This is a genomic window from Halorientalis persicus (genome assembly GCF_900110215.1).
GTDB classification, from domain to species: Archaea; Halobacteriota; Halobacteria; order Halobacteriales; family Haloarculaceae; genus Halorientalis; species Halorientalis persica.
This window is the reverse complement of the sequence record NZ_FOCX01000001.1, coordinates 18,464-42,198: the sequence shown is the minus strand read 5'-3', so window position 1 is coordinate 42,198 and position 23,735 is coordinate 18,464. Positions and strand designations below refer to the sequence as shown.

27 protein-coding genes are annotated in these 23,735 nt (G+C 65.8%); 12 read left to right on the top strand and 15 right to left on the bottom strand.

What is annotated here, in order from left to right:
- Window positions 1-145 precede the first annotated feature (145 nt).
- The 5 genes from hmgB to BMX17_RS00190 all read right to left on the bottom strand — a co-directional run bounded on the left by hmgB (window position 146) and on the right by BMX17_RS00190 (window position 5,881).
- Window positions 146-1,489: a hydroxymethylglutaryl-CoA synthase gene (hmgB, locus tag BMX17_RS00210; protein WP_092656407.1), complete on the bottom strand. Its 1,344-nt coding sequence runs from the start codon at window positions 1,487-1,489 to the stop codon at window positions 146-148.
- 108 nt (window positions 1,490-1,597) lie between these two features.
- On the bottom strand, window positions 1,598-3,763 hold the full coding sequence (locus tag BMX17_RS00205; protein ID WP_092656405.1) for an Ig-like domain-containing protein: 2,166 nt from the start codon (window positions 3,761-3,763) through the stop codon (window positions 1,598-1,600).
- Between the two features lie 74 nt (window positions 3,764-3,837).
- Window positions 3,838-4,248, bottom strand: a complete 411-nt coding sequence (locus tag BMX17_RS00200; protein ID WP_092656403.1) for a type IV pilin domain-containing protein — start codon at window positions 4,246-4,248, stop codon at window positions 3,838-3,840.
- Between the two features lie 67 nt (window positions 4,249-4,315).
- Window positions 4,316-4,903: a DUF2150 family protein gene (locus tag BMX17_RS00195; protein WP_092656401.1), complete on the bottom strand. Its 588-nt coding sequence runs from the start codon at window positions 4,901-4,903 to the stop codon at window positions 4,316-4,318.
- Window positions 4,904-5,038: 135 nt separating this feature from the next.
- Window positions 5,039-5,881 carry a TatD family hydrolase gene (locus BMX17_RS00190; protein WP_092656399.1) on the bottom strand — a complete coding sequence of 281 codons (843 nt, stop codon included), beginning with the start codon at window positions 5,879-5,881 and terminating at the stop codon, window positions 5,039-5,041.
- Between the two features lie 164 nt (window positions 5,882-6,045).
- Here BMX17_RS00190 and BMX17_RS00185 point away from each other — a divergent pair, with 164 nt between their 5' ends.
- Window positions 6,046-7,086: a sodium:calcium antiporter gene (locus tag BMX17_RS00185; RefSeq protein ID WP_092656397.1), complete on the top strand. Its 1,041-nt coding sequence runs from the start codon at window positions 6,046-6,048 to the stop codon at window positions 7,084-7,086.
- On the opposite strand, the gene BMX17_RS00180 is transcribed toward BMX17_RS00185, so the two are convergent.
- The 10 genes from BMX17_RS00180 to BMX17_RS00140 all read right to left on the bottom strand — a co-directional run bounded on the left by BMX17_RS00180 (window position 7,083) and on the right by BMX17_RS00140 (window position 13,689).
- Window positions 7,083-7,529: an NYN domain-containing protein gene (locus BMX17_RS00180; RefSeq protein ID WP_092656395.1), complete on the bottom strand. Its 447-nt coding sequence runs from the start codon at window positions 7,527-7,529 to the stop codon at window positions 7,083-7,085. The two genes, BMX17_RS00185 and BMX17_RS00180, sit on opposite strands and share 4 nt — an antisense overlap.
- 119 nt (window positions 7,530-7,648) lie before the next feature.
- The gene (locus BMX17_RS00175) at window positions 7,649-7,936 is read right to left on the bottom strand and encodes a HalOD1 output domain-containing protein (protein WP_092656393.1); all 288 of its coding nucleotides are present in this window, start codon (window positions 7,934-7,936) and stop codon (window positions 7,649-7,651) included.
- Between the two features lie 120 nt (window positions 7,937-8,056).
- Window positions 8,057-8,209: a hypothetical protein gene (locus tag BMX17_RS25750; protein WP_170845284.1), complete on the bottom strand. Its 153-nt coding sequence runs from the start codon at window positions 8,207-8,209 to the stop codon at window positions 8,057-8,059.
- A 210-nt stretch (window positions 8,210-8,419) separates the two neighbouring features.
- Window positions 8,420-9,109, bottom strand: coding sequence for an urease accessory protein UreF (locus tag BMX17_RS00170; RefSeq protein WP_092656391.1), 690 nt, complete (start codon window positions 9,107-9,109; stop codon window positions 8,420-8,422).
- A complete protein-coding gene (locus BMX17_RS00165) occupies window positions 9,106-9,696 on the bottom strand; it encodes an urease accessory protein UreE (RefSeq protein ID WP_092656389.1) in 591 nt (196 codons plus the stop codon). Before BMX17_RS00165 ends, BMX17_RS00170 begins: the two co-directional genes overlap by 4 nt.
- On the bottom strand, window positions 9,696-10,583 hold the full coding sequence (locus BMX17_RS00160) for an urease accessory protein UreD (protein ID WP_092656387.1): 888 nt from the start codon (window positions 10,581-10,583) through the stop codon (window positions 9,696-9,698). The genes BMX17_RS00165 and BMX17_RS00160 overlap by 1 nt, the downstream gene beginning before the upstream one ends.
- A 1-nt stretch (window position 10,584) precedes the next feature.
- Complete coding sequence (gene ureG, locus BMX17_RS00155; RefSeq protein ID WP_092656385.1) at window positions 10,585-11,199, bottom strand: urease accessory protein UreG; 615 nt, start codon at window positions 11,197-11,199, stop codon at window positions 10,585-10,587.
- Window positions 11,196-11,558 carry an urease subunit gamma gene (locus BMX17_RS00150; RefSeq protein ID WP_092656383.1) on the bottom strand — a complete coding sequence of 121 codons (363 nt, stop codon included), beginning with the start codon at window positions 11,556-11,558 and terminating at the stop codon, window positions 11,196-11,198. Before BMX17_RS00150 ends, ureG begins: the two co-directional genes overlap by 4 nt.
- A gap of 2 nt (window positions 11,559-11,560) precedes the next feature.
- Window positions 11,561-13,264 (bottom strand): urease subunit alpha, encoded by a 1,704-nt coding sequence (gene ureC / locus BMX17_RS00145; protein ID WP_092656381.1) that lies wholly within the window; start codon window positions 13,262-13,264, stop codon window positions 11,561-11,563.
- Entirely contained in the window at window positions 13,261-13,689 is a 429-nt protein-coding gene (locus BMX17_RS00140) for an urease subunit beta (RefSeq protein ID WP_092657112.1), read from the bottom strand. Before BMX17_RS00140 ends, ureC begins: the two co-directional genes overlap by 4 nt.
- A gap of 337 nt (window positions 13,690-14,026) precedes the next feature.
- Here BMX17_RS00140 and BMX17_RS00135 point away from each other — a divergent pair, with 337 nt between their 5' ends.
- The 11 genes from BMX17_RS00135 (at window position 14,027) to BMX17_RS00085 (ending at window position 23,694) form a co-directional block, all read left to right on the top strand.
- On the top strand, window positions 14,027-14,698 hold the full coding sequence (locus BMX17_RS00135) for an urease accessory protein UreH domain-containing protein (RefSeq protein ID WP_092656379.1): 672 nt from the start codon (window positions 14,027-14,029) through the stop codon (window positions 14,696-14,698).
- 350 nt (window positions 14,699-15,048) lie between these two features.
- Window positions 15,049-16,326 (top strand): urea ABC transporter substrate-binding protein, encoded by a 1,278-nt coding sequence (locus BMX17_RS00130; RefSeq protein WP_092656377.1) that lies wholly within the window; start codon window positions 15,049-15,051, stop codon window positions 16,324-16,326.
- Window position 16,327: 1 nt separating this feature from the next.
- Window positions 16,328-17,299 carry an ABC transporter permease subunit gene (locus tag BMX17_RS00125; RefSeq protein WP_092656375.1) on the top strand — a complete coding sequence of 324 codons (972 nt, stop codon included), beginning with the start codon at window positions 16,328-16,330 and terminating at the stop codon, window positions 17,297-17,299.
- A gap of 1 nt (window position 17,300) precedes the next feature.
- The gene (locus BMX17_RS00120; protein ID WP_092656373.1) at window positions 17,301-18,425 is read left to right on the top strand and encodes an ABC transporter permease subunit; all 1,125 of its coding nucleotides are present in this window, start codon (window positions 17,301-17,303) and stop codon (window positions 18,423-18,425) included.
- Complete coding sequence (locus BMX17_RS00115) at window positions 18,422-19,219, top strand: ABC transporter ATP-binding protein (RefSeq protein ID WP_092656371.1); 798 nt, start codon at window positions 18,422-18,424, stop codon at window positions 19,217-19,219. The genes BMX17_RS00120 and BMX17_RS00115 overlap by 4 nt, the downstream gene beginning before the upstream one ends.
- Window positions 19,212-19,910 (top strand): ABC transporter ATP-binding protein, encoded by a 699-nt coding sequence (locus BMX17_RS00110; protein ID WP_092656369.1) that lies wholly within the window; start codon window positions 19,212-19,214, stop codon window positions 19,908-19,910. The genes BMX17_RS00115 and BMX17_RS00110 overlap by 8 nt, the downstream gene beginning before the upstream one ends.
- A 95-nt stretch (window positions 19,911-20,005) precedes the next feature.
- The gene (gene thiC, locus BMX17_RS00105; RefSeq protein WP_092656367.1) at window positions 20,006-21,466 is read left to right on the top strand and encodes a phosphomethylpyrimidine synthase ThiC; all 1,461 of its coding nucleotides are present in this window, start codon (window positions 20,006-20,008) and stop codon (window positions 21,464-21,466) included.
- Between the two features lie 51 nt (window positions 21,467-21,517).
- Window positions 21,518-22,621: a glycine cleavage system aminomethyltransferase GcvT gene (gene gcvT, locus BMX17_RS00100; protein WP_092656365.1), complete on the top strand. Its 1,104-nt coding sequence runs from the start codon at window positions 21,518-21,520 to the stop codon at window positions 22,619-22,621.
- The gene (gene gcvH / locus BMX17_RS00095) at window positions 22,618-23,001 is read left to right on the top strand and encodes a glycine cleavage system protein GcvH (protein WP_092656363.1); all 384 of its coding nucleotides are present in this window, start codon (window positions 22,618-22,620) and stop codon (window positions 22,999-23,001) included. The genes gcvT and gcvH overlap by 4 nt, the downstream gene beginning before the upstream one ends.
- 8 nt (window positions 23,002-23,009) lie before the next feature.
- Entirely contained in the window at window positions 23,010-23,213 is a 204-nt protein-coding gene (locus BMX17_RS00090) for a hypothetical protein (RefSeq protein ID WP_092656361.1), read from the top strand.
- Window positions 23,214-23,277: 64 nt separating this feature from the next.
- Window positions 23,278-23,694, top strand: a complete 417-nt coding sequence (locus BMX17_RS00085) for an SRPBCC family protein (protein WP_092656359.1) — start codon at window positions 23,278-23,280, stop codon at window positions 23,692-23,694.
- Window positions 23,695-23,735 lie beyond the last annotated feature (41 nt).

Below are 23,735 nucleotides of genomic sequence, written 5' to 3'. Positions count from 1 at the left end.
CCACCATCCGATTTGAATCCCTCGTTAATTTTATCGTTATCAATACTTTCGACCAGTTGAACGACGGGGCAGAGATACCGCGCTTGAGGGGCTAATCCGATGAAAATACCCTATCAGGTTCGAAAACAGAGGTTCGAGATGCCAATTACTCCACGTAGCGATACTTCCGCTCGCCCATCCGGCCCCAGCCGTCGAAGACGAACTCCGCGTCGGGGGTCGTGAACTCCTCGGCGTCGGCCTGGGTGTCCGTGTCGTGGTTGTGTACGTCGTGGATGTGCTCGTACTCCTCGAAGGAGATGGCGTACCGCGATTCGAGCTGTTCGTCGACGTTCAACTCGGCGATCTCGTCCTCCCAGCCCGGCTGGACGGTCTCGGCGTGAATTTCTGCCTGTGCGCCACTGCCGTACGAGCCGACGAGCAGGCGCTCGCCGGTCAGGTCCTCGCCGGCCTCCAGCGCCTGCTTGAGGCCGCTGACTCGGGCGACGTGGACCGAGCCGGTGTACCAGTTCCCGACCTCACGGGAGATCGTGAGTGTCGGATCGATCACGTCGTCGTACCAGGCCGCGTAGGTCTCGGTCTCTTTGAGCTTGTCCGTGTACTCGCTGATAGCGTCACGGAACGCCGCCTCGTCGTCGAACGCCTCGGCGCGAGGCTGGCGACCGATCTCCGCGGCCAGTTCCTCCTCGATGTGGGTGTCCCGGGTGATGTGCCGGAACCCCAGCAGCGCGGCCTTCCGGACCATCCCTGGGAACGGCGTGTGGAACGGAACGAGTGTGAAGTCCCCGGGCTCGATCTCGCCCCAGACCGACTCGAAGTCCTCGACGGCTTCGCGCATCCGCGCGAGGTACACCTGCACCGACCGCTTCCCGTCGACCGAGGGGAACTGCTGGTTCGGCTTGAGGAAGTCCGTCTCGTCTGCGCTTCCGAAGCCCTGTTCCGGGGACAGCTCCACCAGATTGGGGTCCTCGCCGATCAACAGTGCGACCGCACCCGCACCCTGGGTCGCCTCGCCCGGATCGCCGCGGGCGTACAGTGCCGTGTCCGTCGCGACGACGATTGCTTTCCGCCCGCGGTGTCGCCCCGCGCGGATCCAGTTGTACGCGTCGTCGATGCTCTGGGTGCCCGCGACGCAGGCGAACTTCCGCTCGCCCTTGTTGGCGTGGTGGAAGTCACCGTCGTACACCTGCTCCAGACAGCCCGCGATGTACGTCGAGACGGGCTTTGAGTTGTCGAAGGCACTCTCGGTCGCCACGTCGATCCGACCGATGTCGTCGGGCTCCAGCCCCTTCCGTTCCATCAGACGGTGGGCCGCGTTGGCCCCCATCGTCACGATGTCCTCGTAAGCGTCCGGGAACGAACTCGAATGGAGGCCGAGCCCCTTCGTGTACTTGCCCGGATCCTCGCCCTTCGCCGGCGCGAAGGTCTCCGCCAGATCCAGTTCGAGCTTCCCCGTCCTGATCTCCACGGCGTCGATGCCGACCGCTGTCATACCTCCATCTCCGGGAACGTGGTATAATATATTGTCGACTAAACTATCGACAGCTGTCGAAAGAAATAGGACCGGCTGGCAGAACAGATCAGTCGCCAACCGTGAACTTCACGCGGTGAACGTGAACGTATCAGTCGACCCGTCGCTGTACGTGACGGTAACCGAGATATCCTCGCTAGCGACGCTCTGACGGTTGCTTCCCCGTCTGAAGTACCGGAGTCCGAAGGTCGCTTGGCTGTTCCCGTCGATAGTGGCGAAGTTGTCGAGGGTCACAGTGTTGCCCAGTGAGTACGAGCCGGTGCTGTAGGAGCCACTGTCGGTCGTACCGACGATTTCCATCTCCGGATTAACTCCAATCCCCTCCTCGAGCGTCTGGATATTTTCGGCGCTGGTCACGTCGACGGACATCTGTTCCACAGTAACGTCCGACATGCCGGTGTTCTCTATATCAAACGCTAACGACCCCGTCAAGGTAAAGTCCGGATCCTGGCTGCCGGTCACGAAGTCCACCCGCTCTGCGGCAGTGGTTCCGCCACCGCCGCTCCCACTCCCAGTCGGCGTCACCGAGTAGGTCTTCTCGCCGAAGAGCCCGTTCTCCAGCCGATAACTCACGGTGATGTCGACCGTCTGGCCGCCCATGTCCACGTTCGTTCCACCGTCGTAGAACTCGTAGAGGTAGACCGTCATGGGCGACCCGGCAGAGACGACGGGGTTCCCGTTGTTCAGGAACCCGTCGGAGTCAACGTCGATCGTCGTTGGCAATCCGAACCCGTCATCGACGTCGACGTACCCGTTCTGTACGTCGCTGTCCACGTAGAGTTCGTTGCGCCCCGGTGCGGCCGGCGTGTTGGTTCCCACGGTGTCGTCTAACGTGTCGATGTTGGCGTTCTGCGGCGCGACGCGGATGTCCGTGATGGTCAGGTCCTGCCCGAACTCGTTGATGAACGTGGCGTTGACACCGCCGGGAACCGAGTTGCCGTCCTGCCCGTCGTAGGCAACGGCGTTCCCGTCGTAAACGAGATCCCCGCTGCCACCGCCGCCGCCCCCGAGACCGCTATCGTCAGCGTTCCGGACCGTCAACTCGACGGTCACGTTCTCGGGTGCCTGTCTGTCGAAGGTCGTGGTGTCGAGGCCGCCCGGTGGCGTGTCGAAACTGATGTTCAGTCGTTCCGTCTCCTGGGCGACCCCATCGATCTCCACGTCCGTAGCGTTGTACGCGAAGACGACCTGCCCCTCCGCGTTCGTCTCGCGCTGGGTCGGAGACACTGACGCGTCCGTGAGGGACACGCTTGCGTTTACGTCCACGCCCTCGACGGGGTTGTTATAACCGTCCCGGACCTCGACGGTGATCCGCTGGGTTCCCCCCTCCGGGACCGTCGACTCGTTGCCCGCGACCGGCAGGATGTACTCCGCCGTGGGGTCGTCGTACCCCGTTCCCATCCCCACTTTTGCCATCCGGAGGTCGTATGTCGTATCTGGTTCGAGATCGAGTTTGAGCAGTCCCCAGTCGCCGTCGACTGCCCCGCTGTCGACGGTCAGACCCCGGACGTTCGTCTCACCCGCCGTCAGGTTGCGCCACTGGGCGGCCGAGAGTCGCGTCGGAACCCGGACCGTGACGTTGTGGGAGTCGTTGCTGACCGTGACGGTCCTGGTAGACGTGCTCAGCGGTTCCGGATCCACCGAGACCGTGCCGGATCGCGTCGTCCCGAGCGACCCGTTCAGCGTCACCAGCGTGATGCGGTTCCCCCGGATCAGTTGCTGATCCGTGACGGTGATCGATCGATCGCGGCCCTCGTTGTACAGGACCGAGTTCTCGTAGATCGTTCGCGGCGCCTGATCGTAGAGATTGTAGTTCGGCGCGTACGCGAGTCCGCCGGTGTTGTAGACGTGGCTCGAACCGTTCCAGTAGTCGCCGGTCTCACCGGTGGTCGTCGCGTTGGTGATCGTCAGTTTGTATCGCTCGTCGCTCGTCCCGATAGTTCTCAGCGTTCCAGTCGCCGGCCCTGGATTCAGCGCGACCAACCGGCTCGGGTACCGGGCACCTAGATCGACCCTGATCGACCGCCCCGTATTTCCACCCGGAACCGAGACGACGGTATTTCTGACCTCCTGCAAATCGCCCTGCACATCTTGATTGTGGTTGAACTCCACCTCGCGGTTCTGATTGGGGACGACGAACGCCTGATACGTCGAAAATGCGATGATCAGCGTCGCGAACAGCAGCACGGCTCCGACCTGGATGGCTTGCCCGCGCTCGTCGTCCCGAAAGCTCACGTTCCTGACCCTTCTGGCTCCGCGAGTAAAACTCGTGTGGCTGTTCCAGTCGTCGTAACGTGGCCGTCCTCGCCTCACCCGCCGAACCGGACGGTCCCCTCTCCGACGATCTCGTTCGTCGGCCGGTGGATCACCAGCACGCGCGCGTCGGTCTCGCCGAACCCGTGCTCGCGGACCAGCGACTCTCCGAACTCGAAGCGGTCGTCCCCGTCGTCGCTCGTCAGGTTGGCCCTGTCGACCGCGAACCGCTTCGTCCGTTCGTCGCCCCTGACGACGACGTCGAGGTCAGTGGCGACGAGTCGGTCGCCGCCCATGTGGGTGATCTGCAGGTCGGTGCCGTCCCCCTCGATTCGGAGATCGGCGATCGGTGCGGACTCCTGAGCGACGTTCGAGAGCACGACGACGCTGACGATCCCGACCACCGTAACGACCACGCCGATCAGGATGACGACGCCGATAACTTCGGACTGGGCGCGGTCCGGCATACTACCGGCAGTTCTTTTCGGCCCGACTCGGAATAGTCTCGGGGGCGTATCGACGGCCGAAAGAACGTCAGTCCTCGTCCTCTTCGACGACTTCGGGGTCGCTCATCGCCGTCTGCAGACTGTCGAGGCCGTTGACCCACTCGGCGACCAGTCCGAACTCCAGTTCCTCGGCCAGTTCCATCGACAGTTCGTTGCCGTCGATGATCCGGGTGCCGGCCTGCGCGCAGTAGCCAAGCGCCGCGTCGGGGTCCTCTTCGGCCTCGGCGTCGGCGGCCGCGCGAATGTACTCCTCGATGGTCCCGTCCTCGGCGACGCCGCCGGCGACGTACTCCTCGGCAGCGTAGAAGACACAGACCAGCGAGGTCTGCACGCCGTCGACGAGCATCAGTTTCTCCTCGTCGTCCAGCTGGACCTCCGAGAGGACGATCTCCCGGATGTCCGCGAGCTTTTCGCGGGCCTCCTCGGCCTCGACGTGGCCGTCATCGTAGGCCGTGATGATCTTCGCGACGGCGATCGCCGTGTCGTCTTGCAGGTTGAGCAGGAGCCGCGCGGAGTCCTCGTCTTCCGGGTCGATCTCTTCCTCGTCGATCCGCTCGATCCAGTTTTGCCACCGCTCCTCGGTGTAAAACGTCCCCGGCGGGTCGCTTTCGCTCATACCTGCCCCTATGTACGGCCGGGGTTAAAGACTTCGAGGTCAACACACCCCGCCCGACTCCGTCTGGACTCCTCGAATCCGTCGATATCGGCTTCGTTACGACCCGTCCCGCCGATGCCGCCACGAGCGGCGAGCTCACTCCAGCGTCGCCTCGGTGTCGATGCCGTACACCCGCGCGGGCGTCTCGACGTGGGCGTTGCGGATCGCCTCGTCGTGACCCGCCTCGAGCAGCCAGCGCACGCGCCGCGGTACGGTCTTCGGTCCCAGCACCGCGCCCGGCCGGTCCGGGTCGTCGATGAAGTCCGTCTCCATCATGAACGGCTCGGCTCGCTCGACCGCGACTTCGAGTTCGTCCTTGTCGGCGAGGACGCTCGGAACGGGCCCTTCCATGCGGCCGCCCGAGTAGTGTTTCACGACGCGCTCGCGCGGGAGACCACGGTCCTCGGCCCACTCGGCGACCTCGGTGAAGTCCTCGCCACCCTCCGTGTGCAACTGGACGGCACAGCCGACCTCGCCCCCGAGTTCGAAGGCGTGTTTCATCACGTCGTTGGAGGCCTCCCACACCGCGTCCTCGACATCGTAGTGGGGCCGCCCCGATTTGATGGCCAGCGCCGGCCCGTCGGCGACGTATTCGGCGGCCACGTCTAACCCTGCTTGCATCAGATCGCGGGCTTCCTCGGGGTCGTAGCCGCGGTCCAGCAACTGCGAGATCAGCGCCGGATGCACCCCCAGCACGGGCCAGGCCCGGCCGTCCAGTACCGCCGTCGCGTCCTCGACGGCCTCGGCGGTGAGATCGAACACTTCCCGGAAATCGTCGGCGTCGTCGACCTCCACGCCGAGTCCCCAGGAGGGTTTGTTGAGGACCAGCAGGTGGGTCCCGCCGTGGTCGGCGAACTCCTCGACGGCCTCCGTGTTGCGTCCGTTGACCGGGTCCAGATGCAGGTGATCGTCCAGTACCGGCGTGTCGAGGTCGTCCATACGCCCTCTGGTCGCGCCCGGCGCAAAAACCGTTCGTCTCGGGCAACGTCGACCGCGGGAACTCCGAACTTCTTAGGTTTCTACCGGTACGACGCAGCGTCTCCCTGCCGGGGTCGTCCCGACCGGCGGAAGCCCTATTGGCCTGCCATTTGACCGTCCACCCGATGAGCGAGGCCGGCGTCTCACTGGTCGACATCGGGACCATCGTCGTGGCGACCGTTGGCATCTGGATCGGGAGCGGCTGGCTCGAAGAGGCCAGCGAGGAACTCTCGACGTACTACGGCCTCCCGCAGGTCGTTCAGGGGGCCATCGTCACCGCGGTCGGCTCCAGTTTCCCCGAGCTGGCCTCCGTCGTCTTCGCCGCCATCCTGACGGACTCCATCGAACTCGGTGTGGGGGCCATCGTCGGGTCGGCCATCTTCAACATCCTCGTGATCCCCGCGCTGTCGGGTATCGCGAAAGACGACGAGATCGAGGCCAACCGGACGCTGGTCTACAAGGAAGCGCAGTTCTATATGCTCGCGGTCTCGGTGCTGGTGATCACCTTCGCGCTGGCGGTGATCTACTACCCCGACAATACGGCGGGCGCGCCCGAACTCGCCGGCTTCGTGACCCGCCCGCTGGCGCTGATCCCCATCGGGCTCTACGGCCTCTACATCTTCATCCAGGCCCAGGACACCGGTGACCACGTGGCCGACACCGACGGGATCGAAGACATCGCGGTTCGCAAGGAGTGGGGCTTTCTGGCGGCCGGTCTCGTGGTGATCCTGATCGCCGTCGAGCGACTGGTCCACTCCGTCGACCTGATCGGGGCGACGCTGGGCGTCCCGGAGTTCATCATGGGCGTGACGATCATCGCCGCGGCGACGAGTCTCCCCGACGCACTCGTGAGCATCCGGGCGGCCAAGGACGACCGCGGGGTCGCCTCCATCGCGAACGTGCTGGGCTCGAACACGTTCGACCTGCTCGTTGCGATCCCCGTCGGCGTCCTCATCGTCGGCTCGGCCTCGATCGACTTCGCGATGGCCGTCCCGATGTTCGCCGTCCTCACGCTGGCGACCATCCTCCTCTTTACCGTCCTCCGGACCGACCTCTCGCTGACACAGCTAGAATCGTACAGCCTCCTGCTGGCCTACGTCGTCTTCGTCGTCTGGGTCGTCCTCGAATCAGCCGGCGTCATCACGGGTATCCTGCCGACGGGCTAATCCAGCGTCACGGCGTCGTGGGCAGCGGTCCGGAGCGCGTCGGACCGGCCGTACTCGCCGGGCGCGATGGCGAACGTTTCGATCCCTCGACGGGCGGCGGCCTCGACGACTGGCTTGAAGTCGGTGTCCCTGGAGGCGATGGCCAGCAGATCGATCTCGTCCTCGGCGGCCGCGGCGGTCGCGTCGACGGCCAGTTTCACGTCCACGTCGCCGCTGGTCGTGACGACCTCGAAACCGTTGGCCTCGGCGGCCTGGATCAGCCCGGACGTGGCGTTCTCGTCGAGATACAGGCGCGTGATAGCGAGTCGCCCCCGCTCGTCGGCGACCGCGCGCACGTCCGCGAGGTCCACGTCGAACTCAGAGCGCAGGACGTTCGGGCCGTCGACGAACAGGCCCACCCGCACTGGCCCGTCGCCGGCTCCCAGCCGATCCAGCAGTCCCATACCCTCTGGAGTGCGGGCCGGCGGTATACGGTTTTCGAGACGACCGCTCCGATCCCGACGGTGGCGCGCCTCGCCGGCTGGGGCATCGTCGCGGAAAACAGGGTTCGACTCGCCCGCGCTCACTCCTCGCGCGGTTCGACGATGACAGTGCCGTCGCTGTCGACCGTCACCGACTGTCCGTCCAGTGTGAACGTGACGGTAACCGTTCCGGTCCCCGACGCGAGCACGCGAGCGAGCGCGTCCGGGTCGAGGACGTCGTTGAGCAACTCCGAGAGTTCCATCCCGTCGACACCGCGCGCTTCGGCGACCGCGTTGACGACCGTCCCGGTCAGCGAATCCGGATCGTCCGGGTCCCAGGTCGTCCGGATCGGCCCCCCGTCTCCGTCGTCGTTCCGATCAGACTCCATATACTGAGCTACAGCAACCGGGTAATCAAAGGTTGTGCTTGCGAGTCGCAATCGTGCACGACCAGTCCGGTCGCGCCGCTGCCCTCCGCCAGCGACGACCGAAAAGAGTCCACCACGCGATCAGGTGAGGTCGGGCACCAGCGGCGCATCCGTCTCCGCCGCACGAGCCACGCCCCCGTCGGACGCTACGCGGCTCCCGCCGTCGGTCCGGTCGGTCGCGGCTGCGAGCTCGGGCACCATCGGATCGATTTCGTTGGATCGAGGCCGGGTCATAGTAGGCTCCGTCGTCTTCGTTTCACTCTGCGACCTCCAGTAGTATAAACCTTCATGATTTATACTGATACAGCGTCCGGTCACAGATGGGTGGGTATTCGTCGAACTCGAACGAATATTACGGCATATTTGTGTCTTAATGTCCGTCTATTCGGGTGATAAAACACGAACGTTTAGTTCTTGGCGCAGACCGGAACACCGGGGTACGGCTCAACTGAGGAACAGTCGGCGTTCAGCCCGCTCGTGTTCCGCCGACAGCACGTCGATCAGCGGTGCGAACGGGCTCAACTCGTCGACGGTTCGATCCGCGTTCGCCTCCCACGCGGTGACGATGGCGGGGCGGCTCTCGGTGACGATTCGCTGCACCTCGGTGTGACCGATTCGGAGGACGCGCTGGGCCGCCGCCACGAGGTCGGTGACGAACGAGTACCCCTGGACCATGGCCGCCTGGCGCGCGGTCATCCCGGTGCGGGCGGCCACCGCGCCGAGGACGGCCGCGTAGTTGCCCGGCGCGTCCCCGCTCTCGACGGTCCTGCCGTAGGCCGACAGGAACGGATCGTCCTCGGTGTCGGCCACCAGCGAGCACAACTGCCCGCCGGTCCGGGTCGAACTCTCGCGGAACTCCGCGGGCAACTGCACCGCCGAGCACCGCCGGTCGATCCGGCGCAGTTCGTCGTGATCGCCGACGCTCGCCGCACCGTGAGCCGCCGCGACGACCACCATGTCACAGGGCCCGATCTGCCGGTCGAGATACGTCTCCACGAGTGTCTGCAGGTCCGTGGCGTCCTCGATCTCCTCGGCAGCCACGAACTGCTCGACGCCGTAGGAGGTCGTGAACGACCCCGCTGGGAGAAACGAGTCCGCGAACTGCAGCGCCGCGACCGGGAAGTCGTCGCTCATCGCTCTGCTCCTCCCGTAGGACCCGACGCGTCGAGGGTCCGGATACCCGGCTCGTGCGTGTGGCTGTCCGGGCCGTGGTCGTGATCGTGGTCGGTGGTACCAGTCCCGTCGAACAGCGTGGGATCGACCAGCTCTCGTCGGGTCTCGGTGCCCTCGGGAGCCATCGCCGTGACTTCTTCGACGGTCCGGTCGCCGTCCGCGTCGAGCGCGATCAGGACCTCGCCGTCCCTGACCGCCAGATCCCGGTGGCGGTTGCCGATGGCGTGGCCCAGCTCGGCCGCCTGGGCCATCGCCGCGGCGTCGCCACCGTCGAGAGCGACGACCAGCGCCTCGCGGTCGGCGAACTCCACGAGGACGACCCGCTCGTCGTCGTCCACCAGTACGTCCCCAGGTGCCAGGCCGCGCTCGTCCTCGACCACGACGCCGATCTCGGTGCCCGCGTCCGTCGTCGTCCGGATCCGCGACCGGCGTCGCTCGCGCTCGTCCAGCACGACCCGCTCGATTTCCTCGGCCGGCCGGTCGTCGACCGCCGCCCGCAGGTCGGCGTCGTCCTCGACGTTCCCGAGGACCGATTCGGTGACTAGCATCAGTCCTTCCTCCGTGCCGGTGCCGGGGCACCGACGAGTGTCCGGCGGGCCTCGTCCCACGCGGCGTCGAGCGCGCCCGAGACCGCCGCCCGGTCGCCCAGCGCGCGGACCATCACGCCCGCGTCGTTCGGGAGCGCAGTCGCCCCGGCACGGGCGGTCGTCGCATCGGCGACCCGTTCGTGGAGGGGATCGGACGCGGCGTCGCCGACGACGTACAGCGTCCCCAGCACGTCGTGGTCGCCCATGACGCCCGGCCGCCGCGGGTCGCGCTCGGCCGGGTGCAGGTCGGTCGCGTCCTCGAACAGCAATCCGTCGGGGTCGCGTGCCTGCAGGCGCGTGTACGCGCGCTCGAACTCGAAGGCCTCCTCGCGTGCCAGTCGACCCGGCACGACGACCTCGCCGACGATGGCGCTCGCAGTCTCTGCCACCGAGAGCGTCGTCTCGCCACGGTAGCGGGCGTCGGCGTGCAGGATCGTCGGCTCGGGCAGGTACTCCAGATAGCCGTCATCGGCGACCGTCAGGTCCACGTCTACGCGGCCGTAGTTGCGGTCCATGCCGTGGACTTTCGTCGCGTTCCCGGTCGTGACGTGGGCCTGTGCACCCTCGCCGACGGTCACCGAGAGGTCGTGGCGGTCCCCCTGCGCGACCGCGCCGGTCGGCGACTGGAGGTAGACCGTTTCGAGGCCGGGCAGGGCCTCGTCGTGGTCCAGCCCGCCGGTCAGGTGGAAGGGGACCGTCGCGTAGTCCTGGACCAGCCGCGTCTCCCCGTCGACGGCGGCGAACGCCGCGTCCAGGCGACCTTCCTTGCCGACTGCACCGTCGGCCGCTGGGGGGAGCCGTTCGGTCGCGAACGCCTCGAAGGCGTCCTGTGGGCTCTCGGCTGCCATCTCAGGCGAACAACACCTGGCCCTGGATCGCCTCGGCCACGTCGTCGATCCCGTCCTCGGTCTTGCAGTTGGTCGTGACGACCGGGCCGTCCCGGACCTCGGTGGCGTCGTCGAGCATCAGGTCCAGGTCCGCGCCGACGTGGGGTGCCAGATCGGTCTTGTTGATCACCAGCAGATCGGCCTCGGTGACGCCCGGACCACGCTTGCGTGGGATGTCGTCGCCTTCGGCCGTCGAGATGACGTAGAGGAAGTAGTCGGCCAGTTCCGGGTTGAACGTGGCCGCGAGGTTGTCCCCGCCGCTCTCCAGCAAGACGAGATCGAGGTCGGGCTCGATCTCCAGGAACCGGTCGATCTGTTCTAAGTTCATCGACGGGTCCTCCCGGATGCCGGTGTGGGGGCAGGCCCCGGTCTCGACGCCGGCGACCAGTTCCGGCGGGATCTGGCCGGCGAACGACTCCCGGAGCACGTCCGCGTCCTCCTGTGTCAGGATGTCGTTGGCGATGACGCCGACCTGCAGGCCGTCCTCGCGCAGTCGCGGGACCAGCGCCCGGACCAGCGAGGTCTTCCCGGAGCCGACCGGTCCGCCGATGCCGACGGTTGCGACCTGTCGGCTCATGCGTTCCCCTCACTGTTACCGGCCAGTCCCATCTCCTCTGCCTGTTCGGCCGTCTCGAACCGGATCGGGTCGTGGATCGTCACGAGTTTGGTCCCGTCGGGGAAGGTCGGTTCGACCTGGACCGTGTCGATCATCTCCGGGACGCCGTCCATCACGTCCGCCTCGGTGAGCAGGGTCTGTGCCGCCGAGCGGATCTCGGCGACGCCCATCCCCTCGCGGGCGCGTTCACAGGCCCAGTCCGAGATGAGCGCGACGGATTCGGGGTGGTTCAGCTTCACGCCGCGCTCCCGGCGGCGTCGTGCGAGCTCTGCGGCCATGAAGATCGTCAGCCGTTCGCGTTCTTTGGGTGTGAGTTTCATCGTTAGAGCATATACCGCTGGGTCAGCGGAATTTCTTCGGCGGGTTCACAGCTGATCACGTCGTCGTCGACGGTGACCTCGAACGTCTCGGGGTCGACCTCGATGTCGTCCGGGCAGTAGTCGTTGCGTACCATGTCGGACTTGGCGACCGTCCGCGTGCCCGAGATCGGGACGACCCGGCTGTCGAGGCCGTACTCCTCGCCGACGCCGCGCTCGGCGGCGGCTTCGCTGACGAACGAGAGCGAGAGTTCGTGTTTGGCCTTCCCGACGGCCCCCGCACGCTCGCGCTGGACGATGGGCTCGCAGGTCATCAGCGAGCCGTTGGCCTCGCCCATGCTCGACATCACCGGGAAACCGCTCTTGAACACCATCGAGGGCTTGATGCCGAAGAACGCGGGGTCCCACAGCGCCACGTCCGCCACTTTGCCCGGTTCCAGCGAGCCGACGTACTCGTCGATGCCCGCCGTGATCGCCGGGTTGATCGTGTACTTGGCGACGTACCGAAGAATCCGCTGGTTGTCGTTGTCCGTCCCCTCGTCGCCGGGCAGGGGACCGCGCTGGCGCTTCATCTTGTCCGCGGTCTGCCAGGTGCGGGCGATGACCTCGGCCATCCGGCCCATCGCCATCGAGTCGGAGGTCATAATCGACACCGCGCCCATGTCGTGGAGCACGTCTTCGGCGGCCAGCGTCTCCGCGCGGATGCGTGACTCCGCGAAGGCCACGTCCTCGGGCACGTCGTCGTCGAGGTGGTGACAGACCATCACCATGTCCAGGTGTTCGTCGACGGTGTTCTCGGTGAACGGCATCGAGGGGTTCGTCGACGAGGGGAGCGCGTTGGGTTCCCCGACGAGTTCGATGATGTCCGGGGCGTGGCCGCCGCCGGCTCCCTCGATGTGGAACATGTGCATCGTCCGGCCGTCGATGGCGTCGAAGGTGTCTTCGACGAATCCGGACTCGTTGAGCGTGTCCGTGTGGATGGCGGTCTGCACGTCCATCTCCTCGGCCACCGAGAGGCAGGTGTCGATCACGTCCGGTGTCGACCCCCAGTCCTCGTGCATCTTCAGGCCGCAAACTCCGGCTTCGACCTGCTCACGGAGGGGCTCGGGGTCGCTGGCGTTGCCCTTCCCATAGAACCCGACGTTGACGGGCCACTCGTCGACCGCCTGCAGGAAGCGCTCGATGTTCGTCGGGCCGGTCGTGCAGGTGGTCGCGCCGCCACCGTACCCGCCGCCGATCATCGTCGTGATGCCCGACGTGAGGGCGTGTTCGTACAGGTTCTCGCTGTTGAAGTGGATGTGAATGTCGAGGCCGCCGGGGGTGGCGATCATCCCCTCGGCGTTGTACACGTCCGTCGCCGGGCCGACCACCATGTCCACGCCGTCCATCGTGTCCGGGTTGCCCGCCTTCCCGACGCCGGCGATGGCTCCATCTTTGATCCCCACGTCGGCCGAGACGATGCCGAGGACGGGATCGATCACGACCGCGTTCGTCAGCACCCAGTCCAGTGCGCCCTCCGCGGCCGTGACGCCGCTGGCCATCCCCATGCCGTCACGGAGCGTCTTCCCCCCGCCGAAGACCGCCTCGTCGCCGGGCGTCCCCAGATCCTCCGTAACCTCGGCGAACAGTTCGGTGTCACCGAGCCGAACCCGCGAGCCCTCCGTCGGGCCGTACAGGTCCGTGTACTGCCGTCTGGAAACGTCTCTCATTCCGTCGCCTCCGTGTCGGACTCACTCGTCTCGGCCTCGGACTCGCTGCCCGTATCGGCGAACCCGCGCTCCCGTGCCCGGGTCAGTGCATCGCCGGCCCCGCCGTCGCTTGTCGCCCCGTCCGTCAGTCCGTTGTGGCCGGTGACGCGCTGTTTCCCGCCGTAGGCCACGAGGTCGACCTCGCGTTCGTCGCCCGGCTCGAACCGGACCGCGGTCCCCGCCGGCACGTCCAGGCGCATCCCGAACGCCGTCTCGCGGTCGAACGCGAGCGCCCGGTTCACCTCGAAGAAATGGAAGTGCGAGCCGACCTGCACGGGCCGGTCGCCCGTGTTCGCGACTGACACCGTGGCCGTCTCGCGACCCTCGTTGATCGTGATCGGTCCCGCACCCGGCTCGACTTCGCCGGGAACCAGGTCACTGCCCATCGCGTCCACCTCTCGAAAGTATCGCTGTCGGATTGTCCATGTTCACTGGTGAATATTTAGAGCAACCACTAATCCTTGCTGGTTACGGCGAACGAAGTAACTGGATATATCCGGAATCAGTGGACGAACGGCCGACAATTTCTGAACAGTCGTCGAAATTCGGGGCATCTCCCGCCCGACAGGAGTTCCGCCTTGCGCGATTCTCTCTCGTCTCAGTGTGTGATTGTACTCTTCTAGGCGGTAGCGTGACAAATACGTCCGATTTTCGGCGGCAAAAACGACGAGAATTTTGATCGGATCGGTGGATTAATCACGCCGGTGGGTCGTGTCCGGACACATGGCAATCACTGCTGCGGCGATCACTGGCGCGGTGGTGGGGCTCCGGCACTCGCTGGAGGCGGACCACCTCGCCGCGATCTCGACGCTCGTCGACGACCGAAAGACGGACCGTCCCGGCGTGGTCGGCGCGTCCTGGGGCGTTGGACACTCCCTCCCGATCATCGCCATCGGCCTCGTGTTCGTCTTCCTCAGCGCGTCGCTTCCCGAATCCGTCACGCTGGCGTTCGAGGTACTGGCTGGCCTGATCCTCGTCTATCTCGGCCTCCGGATGTTGCTGGAGGTCGCGGGCCTGCTCACCGTCGAGCGCCACGAACACGACGGCCACGAACACACGCACGTCTCTCTCGGGAGCGTCTCCATCGGCTCGTTCCACACGCACGTCGACGGCGAGTCGTTCCTCGTCGGCATCGTTCACGGCCTGGCCGGGAGCGGGGCCATCGTCGTCGCACTCGCCGCGAGTGCCTCCTCCGTCCCCTCCTCGTTCTCGCTCCTCCTGTCGTTCTCGATCATCACCGTGGTGACGATGAGCGTGCTCTCGTACCTGTGGGGGTCCGTACTCACCACCCGCCTCCAGTCGGCGCTGAAAGTCGTCGCCGGAAGCGCGAGCTTCGTCATCGGTAGCCTGCTCGTCACGAACGAACTGCTCGGTGTCGGCCCCGTCTTGTTCTAACCGTCCACAGTCGGCGGTTTCCGTCTTTTACATCCCTCTGTATCCGTCCCCTCAACTCGCCAACCTGTGTTATCTAACAATCTCCACACTTCGAACTCATTTATGAACGAATGTTTCGGCTAATCTCGAAAACCGGACGGTGTTGCGAGCGTATTGGGATGTACCTTATACAATGTTGCATAATCTGGAGAGAATTAATACCCGTTTGGAAACTGTTATAAGTAAGTGCCAATCAGAGTCTCACGTCGAATGATGGTGGACATATATTCGGAAAAACACGGAAGTATTGGTTACAACACGAACTCATTCGCGGCCGATATGGACGCCTGTCTTTGCGGAGGTGTACTGGCGTGACGAAACGCGTCGACCGTCGGAAGTTCCTCGCTGGCGGTGCCAGTATCGCGACCGCAGGGCTGGCTGGGTGTGCCCTGATGGGGAGTGGCAGCAGCGACACGATCAAACTCGGGATCCTCGAGGACCAGTCGGGCAACTTCGCGCTGGTCGGGTCGCCAAAACACAAGGCGAGCCTGCTGGCGATCGAGGAGATCAACAATAACGGTGGCATCAACGGACAACAGATCGAATACTTCGACCCCGACCCGCAGTCGAACAACCAGCGGTATCTGGAGTTGACCCGGCGGATGATCAACCAGCGCAACGTCGACGCGCTGTGGGCCGGGTATTCGAGCGCGACCCGCGAGACCATCCGTGAGCCGGCCATCGACCCGAACGATCAGCTGTACTTCTACACGACCCAGTACGAGGGCGGGGTCTGTGACAAGAACGTCTTCGCCGTCGGGCCGACCGCCCGCCAGCAACTCGGCATCGTCCTGCCCTACCTCGTCGAGGAGTACGGTTCCGATATCTACACCATCGCGGCCGACTACAACTTCGGCCAGCTCTCGGCCGACTGGGTGAAGGTCCTGGCCGACGAGAACGACGCCAACGTGATCGGCGAGGAGTTCATCCCGCTGTCGAACTCGGAGTTCTCCTCGACCATCAGCCGGATTCAGGACGCCGACCCCGACTTCGTGATGTCGATGCTCGTCGGGTCGAACCACACCTCCTTCTACAAACAGAAGGCGTCGGCCGGACTGGACATCCCCATCGGGACCTCGACCGCGATGGCCCAGGGGTACGAACACCTGCGGCTGGACCCGCCGGCGATGTCGAACATCTACGCCGGCGTCAACTACATGGAGGAGGTTCCGACGAACCGCAACACGAAAGAGGGCGGCTTCGTCGACCGCTACTACGAGAAGTTCCCCGACGCGCCCTACCTCAACGAGGAGGCCGAGAACAACTACTTCTCGATCTACATGTACAAGCGGGCGGTCGAACAGGCCGGTACGACCGATCAAGAAGAGGTCAAGGCGGCTCTGGAGTCGGGAATCACCTACCCCGCCCCGGAAGCGCCCGACGGCGAGGAGATCAAACTGGTGCCCGAGACCCACCACGTGAACCACCATATGTGGGTGATGCGGGCCGACGAGGAACACAACGTCCAGGCCGTCGACGACCGGGTCATCGACGAGACCTTCCTCAAGGACACGGTCGGCTGTGATCTCACGAGCAAAGACGAAGAAAAACAGTACACGCCACAGGACTACTACGAGGAGGCGGGGTAGGATGGCTGTCGGTCTGGATCTCCTCGTCCAGTTCTTCCCGAACTTCGCGTCGATCGTGCTGGCGGCGACCGGGCTGGCCATCATCTTCGGGATCATGGGCATCATCAACCTCGCACACGGCGAGTTCATCATGGTCGGGGCGTTCTCGACCTCGCTCGCCTACAACGGCGGGATCCCGTTCCTGCCCATCGACGCACTGCCCGGACTCGGACGACTGATCGGCGCGATGCTGTTCGCCGCGCTGGTGACGGCGCTGTTCGGCCTGCTGGTCGAGCGGACGATCATCTCCGGTGCTATCCCGAACTGGATCGCCGAGCGCACGGTCGGGCACCCGGTCATCACGCCGCTGTACGACCGCCTGCTCGACTCGATGGTCGCGACCTGGGGGCTCAGCCTCATCATGGTCCAGACCTTCCGGAACGTGTTCGGCAACTCCCTCAGCGGAGTGCCGATCCCCTTCGGCAAACTCAGTTACGGGAACAGTTCGATCGGGCTCTACCAGGTCCTACTGGCCGGCGTCGCGGCGCTGGTGCTGGTCGGGCTCTACCTGCTCTTCGTCCGGACCGACTACGGGATGCGTGCCCGGGCGACGATCCAGAACGAGTCCATGGCCCAGTCCCTGGGCGTGAACACCGAACGGACCTACATGGCGACGTTCGCGCTGGGATCGGGCCTCGCCGGGCTGACCGGCGCGCTGTACGCGCCGCTTTTGAGCATCGAGCCTGGCCTCGGGGCGGCGTTCCTGGTCGACGCGTTCGTGGCCGTCGTCGTCGGCGGGTCGTCGGTGGTCGTCGGGACCCTGCTGTCGGGCGGCCTGCTCGGGATCGTCGACACGCTGTTCTCGAACGTCTACGGGACGTTCGCCGGCCGCATCGCGCTGTTGATCGTCGCCATCGTCCTCATCCGGTTCATCCCGGAGGGACTGAGCAGCCTCGTCGAACGACTGCGCGAACGCCGGCTGGAGGTGGACTGAGATGGCCACCGAAAGCGACGACACGGCGACCCGCGGGCCGCTGGGACGGCTCACCGCGGCCCTGCACGGGCCGAACACGATGGGCAACTCCCGGCGCTTCTGGTACCTGTTCGGCGTCGCGGTGTTGTTGTTCGTCTTCTTCCCGCTGTATATGCTCCCGTCGTCGGTCACGAATATGTCCCAGTACCTCTCGCTGGCACTGCTGGCGCTGAGCCTGGCCGTCGTCTGGGGCTACACCGGCGTGTTGAGCTTCGGCCAGGTCGCCTTCTTCGGCGTGGCCGGCTACACCTACGGCATCGTCGCGATCAACGTCACCGGTCCGCTCGGGACGATGGCTGGACTGGTCGTCGCCGTCGGAATCGCGGCCCTGTTCGCGGCCGTCCTGGGCTACTTCATGTTCTACGGCGGCGTCAGCGACGTGTACGTGACGATCCTGACGCTGGTGGTCGTGCTGGTGTTGAAGACCTTCCTCGACCAGACCGCCGGTGACGAGTGGACCATCGGCGAGGCCGCACTCGGCGGCTTCAACGGGATGCCCGGCATCCCCGACCTGGCGCTGGGCATCGGGGAGCCGTTCCTCGTCTTCGACGACTTCACGCTGTTCTACGCGGCCCTGCTCGCGGTGCTGCTGACGTACCTCGGGCTCCGCGTGTTGCTGAACAGCGACTACGGCCGCGTGATGGTCGCGGTCCGTGAGGACGAGGACCGGACCGAGATGCTCGGCTACGACGTGAAACGCGTCAAGCTCACCGTCTTCACCTTCGGCGGTGCCCTGGCCGGGCTGAGCGGCGTCCTCTACGTGACGTACTTCAACTACATCAGTCCCTCGGAGCTGAGCCTGACCGCGGCCTCCCTCCCGGTCATCTGGGTGGCCGTCGGGGGCCGGAAGACGTTGCTGGGCCCCATCGTGGCAACCATCTTCATCGAGCGGCTGGGCCTGTTCCTCTCGGTCAACGTCGGCGACTGGGCGTTCGTGATCAACGGGCTCCTGTTGCTCGTGATCGTCCTCCTGTTGCCCGAAGGGCTCGTGCCGGGGTTCCGGGACCTCGTGTCCTGGCTCGGTGACCGCCGCAGTGAGGGCGAGACCGACGACACCGCCGAGCCGACCGGGGAGGTGGTCGAATGAGCGACGCCACCGAGGGAATGGATCCCGCGGTCAAACAGACCAGCGCGGAGCTGGCGACGGGCGTCGACACTGACACCATCCTCCAGACCGACGGGCTGACCAAGCGCTTTGGCGGCCTGACGGCCATCGACGACGTGGACTTCGGCGTCGAGGCCGGCGAGTTGCGCTGTCTCATCGGCCCCAACGGTGCGGGCAAGTCGACCCTGCTGAACCTCATCACCGGGGCGCTGTCCCCCTCCGAGGGAGCGGTCTACTTCAAGGGCCACGAGATCACTGGACTCGACCCCCACGAGCGCATCCGGCACGGGCTCAGTATCAAGTTCCAGGTGCCGAGCGTCTACGAGGACCTCACGGTCCGCGAGAACGTCCGGTTGCCGATCCAGCGGCTAGCCTCCGGGACCGAGCGCGACGAGCGGATGGCCGACGCGCTGGCGGCCTCCGGTCTCGCCGACAAGGCTGACATCGAGGCCTCGGCGCTGTCCCACGGCGAACAACAGCAACTGGAGATCGGCATGGCGGCCTCGCTGGACCCCGATCTCCTCTTGCTCGACGAACCCGTCGCCGGGCTCTCGGTCGACGAGCGCGAGGAGATCGCCGACCGGATCACCCAGCTCAACGAGGAGCGATCGATTGCGTTCGTCGTGATCGAACACGACACGGACTTCGTGGCCGACATCGCCGATCACATCACCGTCCTCCACCAGGGCGAGACGTTCCGGGAGGGCTCCATCGAGGAGATCGAGGCCGATCCCGAGGTCCAGCGGATCTACCTCGGAGGTGAGACCGATGCTTGAACTCGACGGCGTCCGGGCGGGCTACGACTCGACCCCGATCCTCCGGAACGTCGATCTCTCCGTCGAGGAGGGCGAGATCGTCGGCGTGATGGGGAAAAACGGCGTCGGGAAGACGACGCTGGTCAAGACCGTCATGGGACTCGTCGAACCCGACCAGGGGACCGTCCGGTTCGACGGCCGCGACGTGACCGACACGCCGCCACACGAACGCGCGCGCTCCGGAATGGGCTACATCCCGCAGGGCCGGGAGATCTTCCCCGATCTCACCGTCGAGCAGAACCTCAGGATGGGCGAGTCCATCAACGAGGACTCCTCGGACCTGCTCTACGAGGACGTGTTCGACTACTTCCCGATCCTCGACGAGCGCCGCGACCAGAACGGCGGGACGATGAGCGGCGGCCAACAGCAGATGCTCGCCATCGCGCGGGCGCTGGTCGCCAACCCCGACCTCCTCCTGCTGGACGAACCCAGCGAGGGCATCCAGCCCTCCATCGTCGCCCAGATCAGCGAGGATATGCGCGCGATCAACGAGGACCTCGGGACCACCATCCTCTTCGTCGAACAGAACCTCTCGGTAATCCGTGACATGGCCGACCGCTGTTACGCTATGGAACGGGGCACTATCGTCGACGAACTCGGCGCGACCGACCTCGAAGACGAGGCGACCATCGCCTCGTACCTCGCGGTCTAGGCCCCCCTTCTCGCCCGCCGTTCCCCCTCGCCACAAGCGGCGCACTTACACGGTCGAAGCAAGGCTTATCACCTAGTAATATCATCTAGTGGTCGATGCCACCGACGCAGTTAGCCCGCGCTCGCGCCGGCGAGGTAACGCCGGCGATGGAGCGGGTCGCCGACCGGGAGAATCGCGAGTCGGAGTTCGTCCGCGAGCAGGTCGCCGACGGGCAGGCGGTGATCCCCGCCAACCACGGCCACGACGCGCTCGATCCGATGATCATCGGGCGGGAGTTCGCGACGAAGGTCAACGCCAACATCGGCAACAGCGAGACGACGAGCGATCTGGCGGGTGAACTCGAAAAGCTCCACGCCGCCGTCCACTACGGCGCGGACACGGTGATGGACCTCTCGACCGGATCGAACCTCGACGAGATTCGCGAAGCCAACGTCGCCCACTCCCCCGTGCCCGTCGGGACGGTGCCGATCTACGAGGCCGTCACGCAGGTCGACGAGGTGGCCGACCTCACCCCCGACCTCCTGCTCGACGTGATCGAGAAACAGGCCGAGCAGGGCGTCGATTACCAGACGATCCACGCCGGGGTGCTGGCCGAACACCTCCCGCTGACCGATGGCCGCAAGACCGGGATCGTCTCCCGTGGCGGCTCGATCCTCGCGCAGTGGATGGAGGAGAACGGCGAGCAGAACCCACTCTACACCCACTTCGAGGACATCTGTGCGATCTTCGCCGAGCACGACGTGACGTTCTCGCTCGGTGACGGCCTCCGTCCGGGGTCGCTGGCCGACGCCAGCGACGACGCGCAGTTCGCGGAACTGGACACCCTCGGGGAACTCACGCGCGTCGCGTGGGACCACGACGTGCAGGTGATGGTCGAAGGCCCGGGCCACGTCCCGATGGACGAGGTGGCCGACAACGTACAGCGCCAGCAGGAGGTCTGTGACGGCGCGCCCTTCTACCTGCTCGGCCCGCTCGTGACCGACGTTGCGCCGGGCTACGACCACATCACCAGCGCCATCGGTGCGACCGAGGCCGCCCGCGCCGGCGCGGCGATGCTCTGTTACGTCACGCCCAAGGAACACCTCGGCCTGCCCGAGGCCGAGGACGTGCGCGACGGGCTGGCGGCTTACCGCATCGCCGCCCACGCCGGCGACGTGGCCGCGGGCAAGCCAGGGGCTCGGGACTGGGACGACGCGCTCTCGGAAGCCCGCTACCAGTTCGACTGGCGGCGGCAGTTCGACCTGGCGCTGGACCCCGAGCGAGCCCGCGAGTTCCACGATCAAACCCTTCCCGGGGACAACTACAAGGAGGCCCGCTTCTGCTCGATGTGTGGCGTCGAGTTCTGCTCGATGCGGATCGACCAGGACGCACGCGACGCCGACGGCGAGATGGAGGCCATCGAGGACGAGACGGACCTGAGCGAGTCCGGGGCGGCCGAGGTGAACCTGCCGCCGACGGGGAGCCACGACACCAGCGACGTGCCCGAGTTGCCCGAGGGTATCGAGCCGGTCCACGGCGACGAGGCGGACGGCGAGGGAGCGACGGGGGACGACTGATGCGGTGTCGCAGGGGGAAGAGTTAGGTCGCTGGCCGGGGCCGATACTGGTATGACAGGACGAACACCGCCCCTGCACGCCGTCCACGGGGACGCGGGGGCGTCGTTCACGGACTTCGGCGGGTGGGAGATGCCGGTCGAGTTCGACTCCATCCGCACCGAACACGCGGCCGTCCGCGAGTCGGCCGGCATCTTCGACGTGTCACACATGGGCGAGATCGAGGTGTCCGGCCCGGACGCCGAGCGCCTCCTCCAGCGGCTCACGACCAACGACGTGACCGCGCTGGACCCCGGCGAGGCCCAGTACGCGATGGTCACCGACGAGGACGGGATCATCCTCGACGACACGGTGGTCTACAACCTCCCCGGGGATCGGGACGCGGACTACCTGTTCGTCCCCAACGCTGGCCACGACGGCCAGCTGTACGACCGGTGGGTCGACCACCGCGACGAGTGGGGACTGGACGCCACCGTCGAGAACCGGACCGAGGACTACGCGATGCTCGCGCTTCAGGGGCCCGAGGCGGAGGAACGCCTGCTCGATCCGGTCGCCGACGACCAGCGAACGGCGATCTGTGACCTCTCGCGCTTCTCGGCGATGACGGCGACCGTCGCCGGCGTCGACTGTCTGGTCGCCCGCACCGGCTACACCGGCGAGGACGGCTTCGAGGTGATCGTCCCAGCCGACGAGGTCGAGACTGTGTGGAGCCAGTTCGACTGCCAGCCCTGCGGTCTCGGGGCCCGCGACACCCTCCGCATCGAGATGGGCTTTCTCCTGTCGGGGCAGGACTTCGACCCCGAGGACAACCCCCGCAACCCCTACGAGGCCGGCGTCGGATTCACGGTCAAACTCGACACGGAGTTCGTCGGCCGGGACGCGCTGGAGCGAGTCGACGCCGAGGGCGTCGAGGAGAAGCTGACGGGATTCCGACTGGTGGATCGGGGTGTGCCCCGACAGGGCTACACCGTGCAGGATCTGGACGGTGAGGCCATCGGCACCGTCACGAGCGGGACGATGAGTCCGACGCTCGACACGCCGATCGGGCTGGCATACCTGCCCGTCGAGTACCGAAGCCCGGGCGTCAACGTCCAGGTGCTCGTCCGCGGCGAGTCGAAAAAGGCACAAACACAGGCGTTGCCATTTCTGGATAGATGAGTTTCGAGATTCCCGACGATTGCCAGTTTCTGGACTCCCACGAGTGGGCGCGCCGCGAGGATAGGACTGTGCGGATCGGCATCTCAGACTTCGCACAGGACGAACTCGGCGACGTGGTGTTCGTCGAACTCCCCGCCGAGGGTGACACGGTGACTGCGGGCGAGGACTTCGGCGTCGTCGAGAGCATCAAGGCCGTGTCGGACCTCTATGCCCCCGTCTCGGGGACCGTCGTCGCCGCCAACGACGACCTCGTCGACGCACCGGAACTGGTCAACGAGGACCCCTACGGCGACGGCTGGATGCTCGAGGTGGAACTCGACGACGAGAGCGAACTCGAAGAACTGCTCTCCCCCGAGGAGTACGACGACCAGATCGCCTGATCCACCTCATGCCCGATGCCTTGACCGGAAGACTGACGCGGAACCCGCTGGCGACGGCCATCGCGTTCGGCCTCGGGATCGCTGTCCTCGCCACGGCCGCGTTCTCGTTCCCGCCCGGCGGGCCGCCACTGTCCGCCATTCTGGCGTTTACGATCAGTCTCGGCCTCGCCCTCGGCGTGGTCACGTACGTCGGACTCTCTGCGTTCTCCTGACACGGGACGGGTCCCGCTCGTGTTCGCCACAAAGGGATTAGGGGTGCCTCGTGTAGTCCGGTGTATGGAATCAGTCAGTGTGTCTCGGACGGTCGACGCCGAGCCCGAGACGGTTCGCGAGGCGATGGCCGACGTACAGCAGTTCATGGCATCGGCGGGCTTCGACGAGGTGACCGTCGACGGCGACGACATGACCATCGTCAACGGGTTCGGCATCGCCGCCATCGAACTGGACCTCACCCTCGTCGACCGAGACGACGCCGAACTGGCCTACGAACAGGACGACGGCATCTTCGAGGAGATGTGGACGACCTACGAGGTCACCGCCGAAGATGGCGGCACGCGGGTGACGGCCACGACCGAGTTCCAGCTCGACGTGGCCGTCGTCGGTGCCGTCCTCGACGCCACCGTCATCCAGCGCCAGCGGCGGCGCGAACTGAACGCCCAGTACGACTGGCTCGAACGCGTCGTGGCCGAGTGATTCCTGTCGTCAGGTCGGCGGTCGACCGTGGACTGGACCCG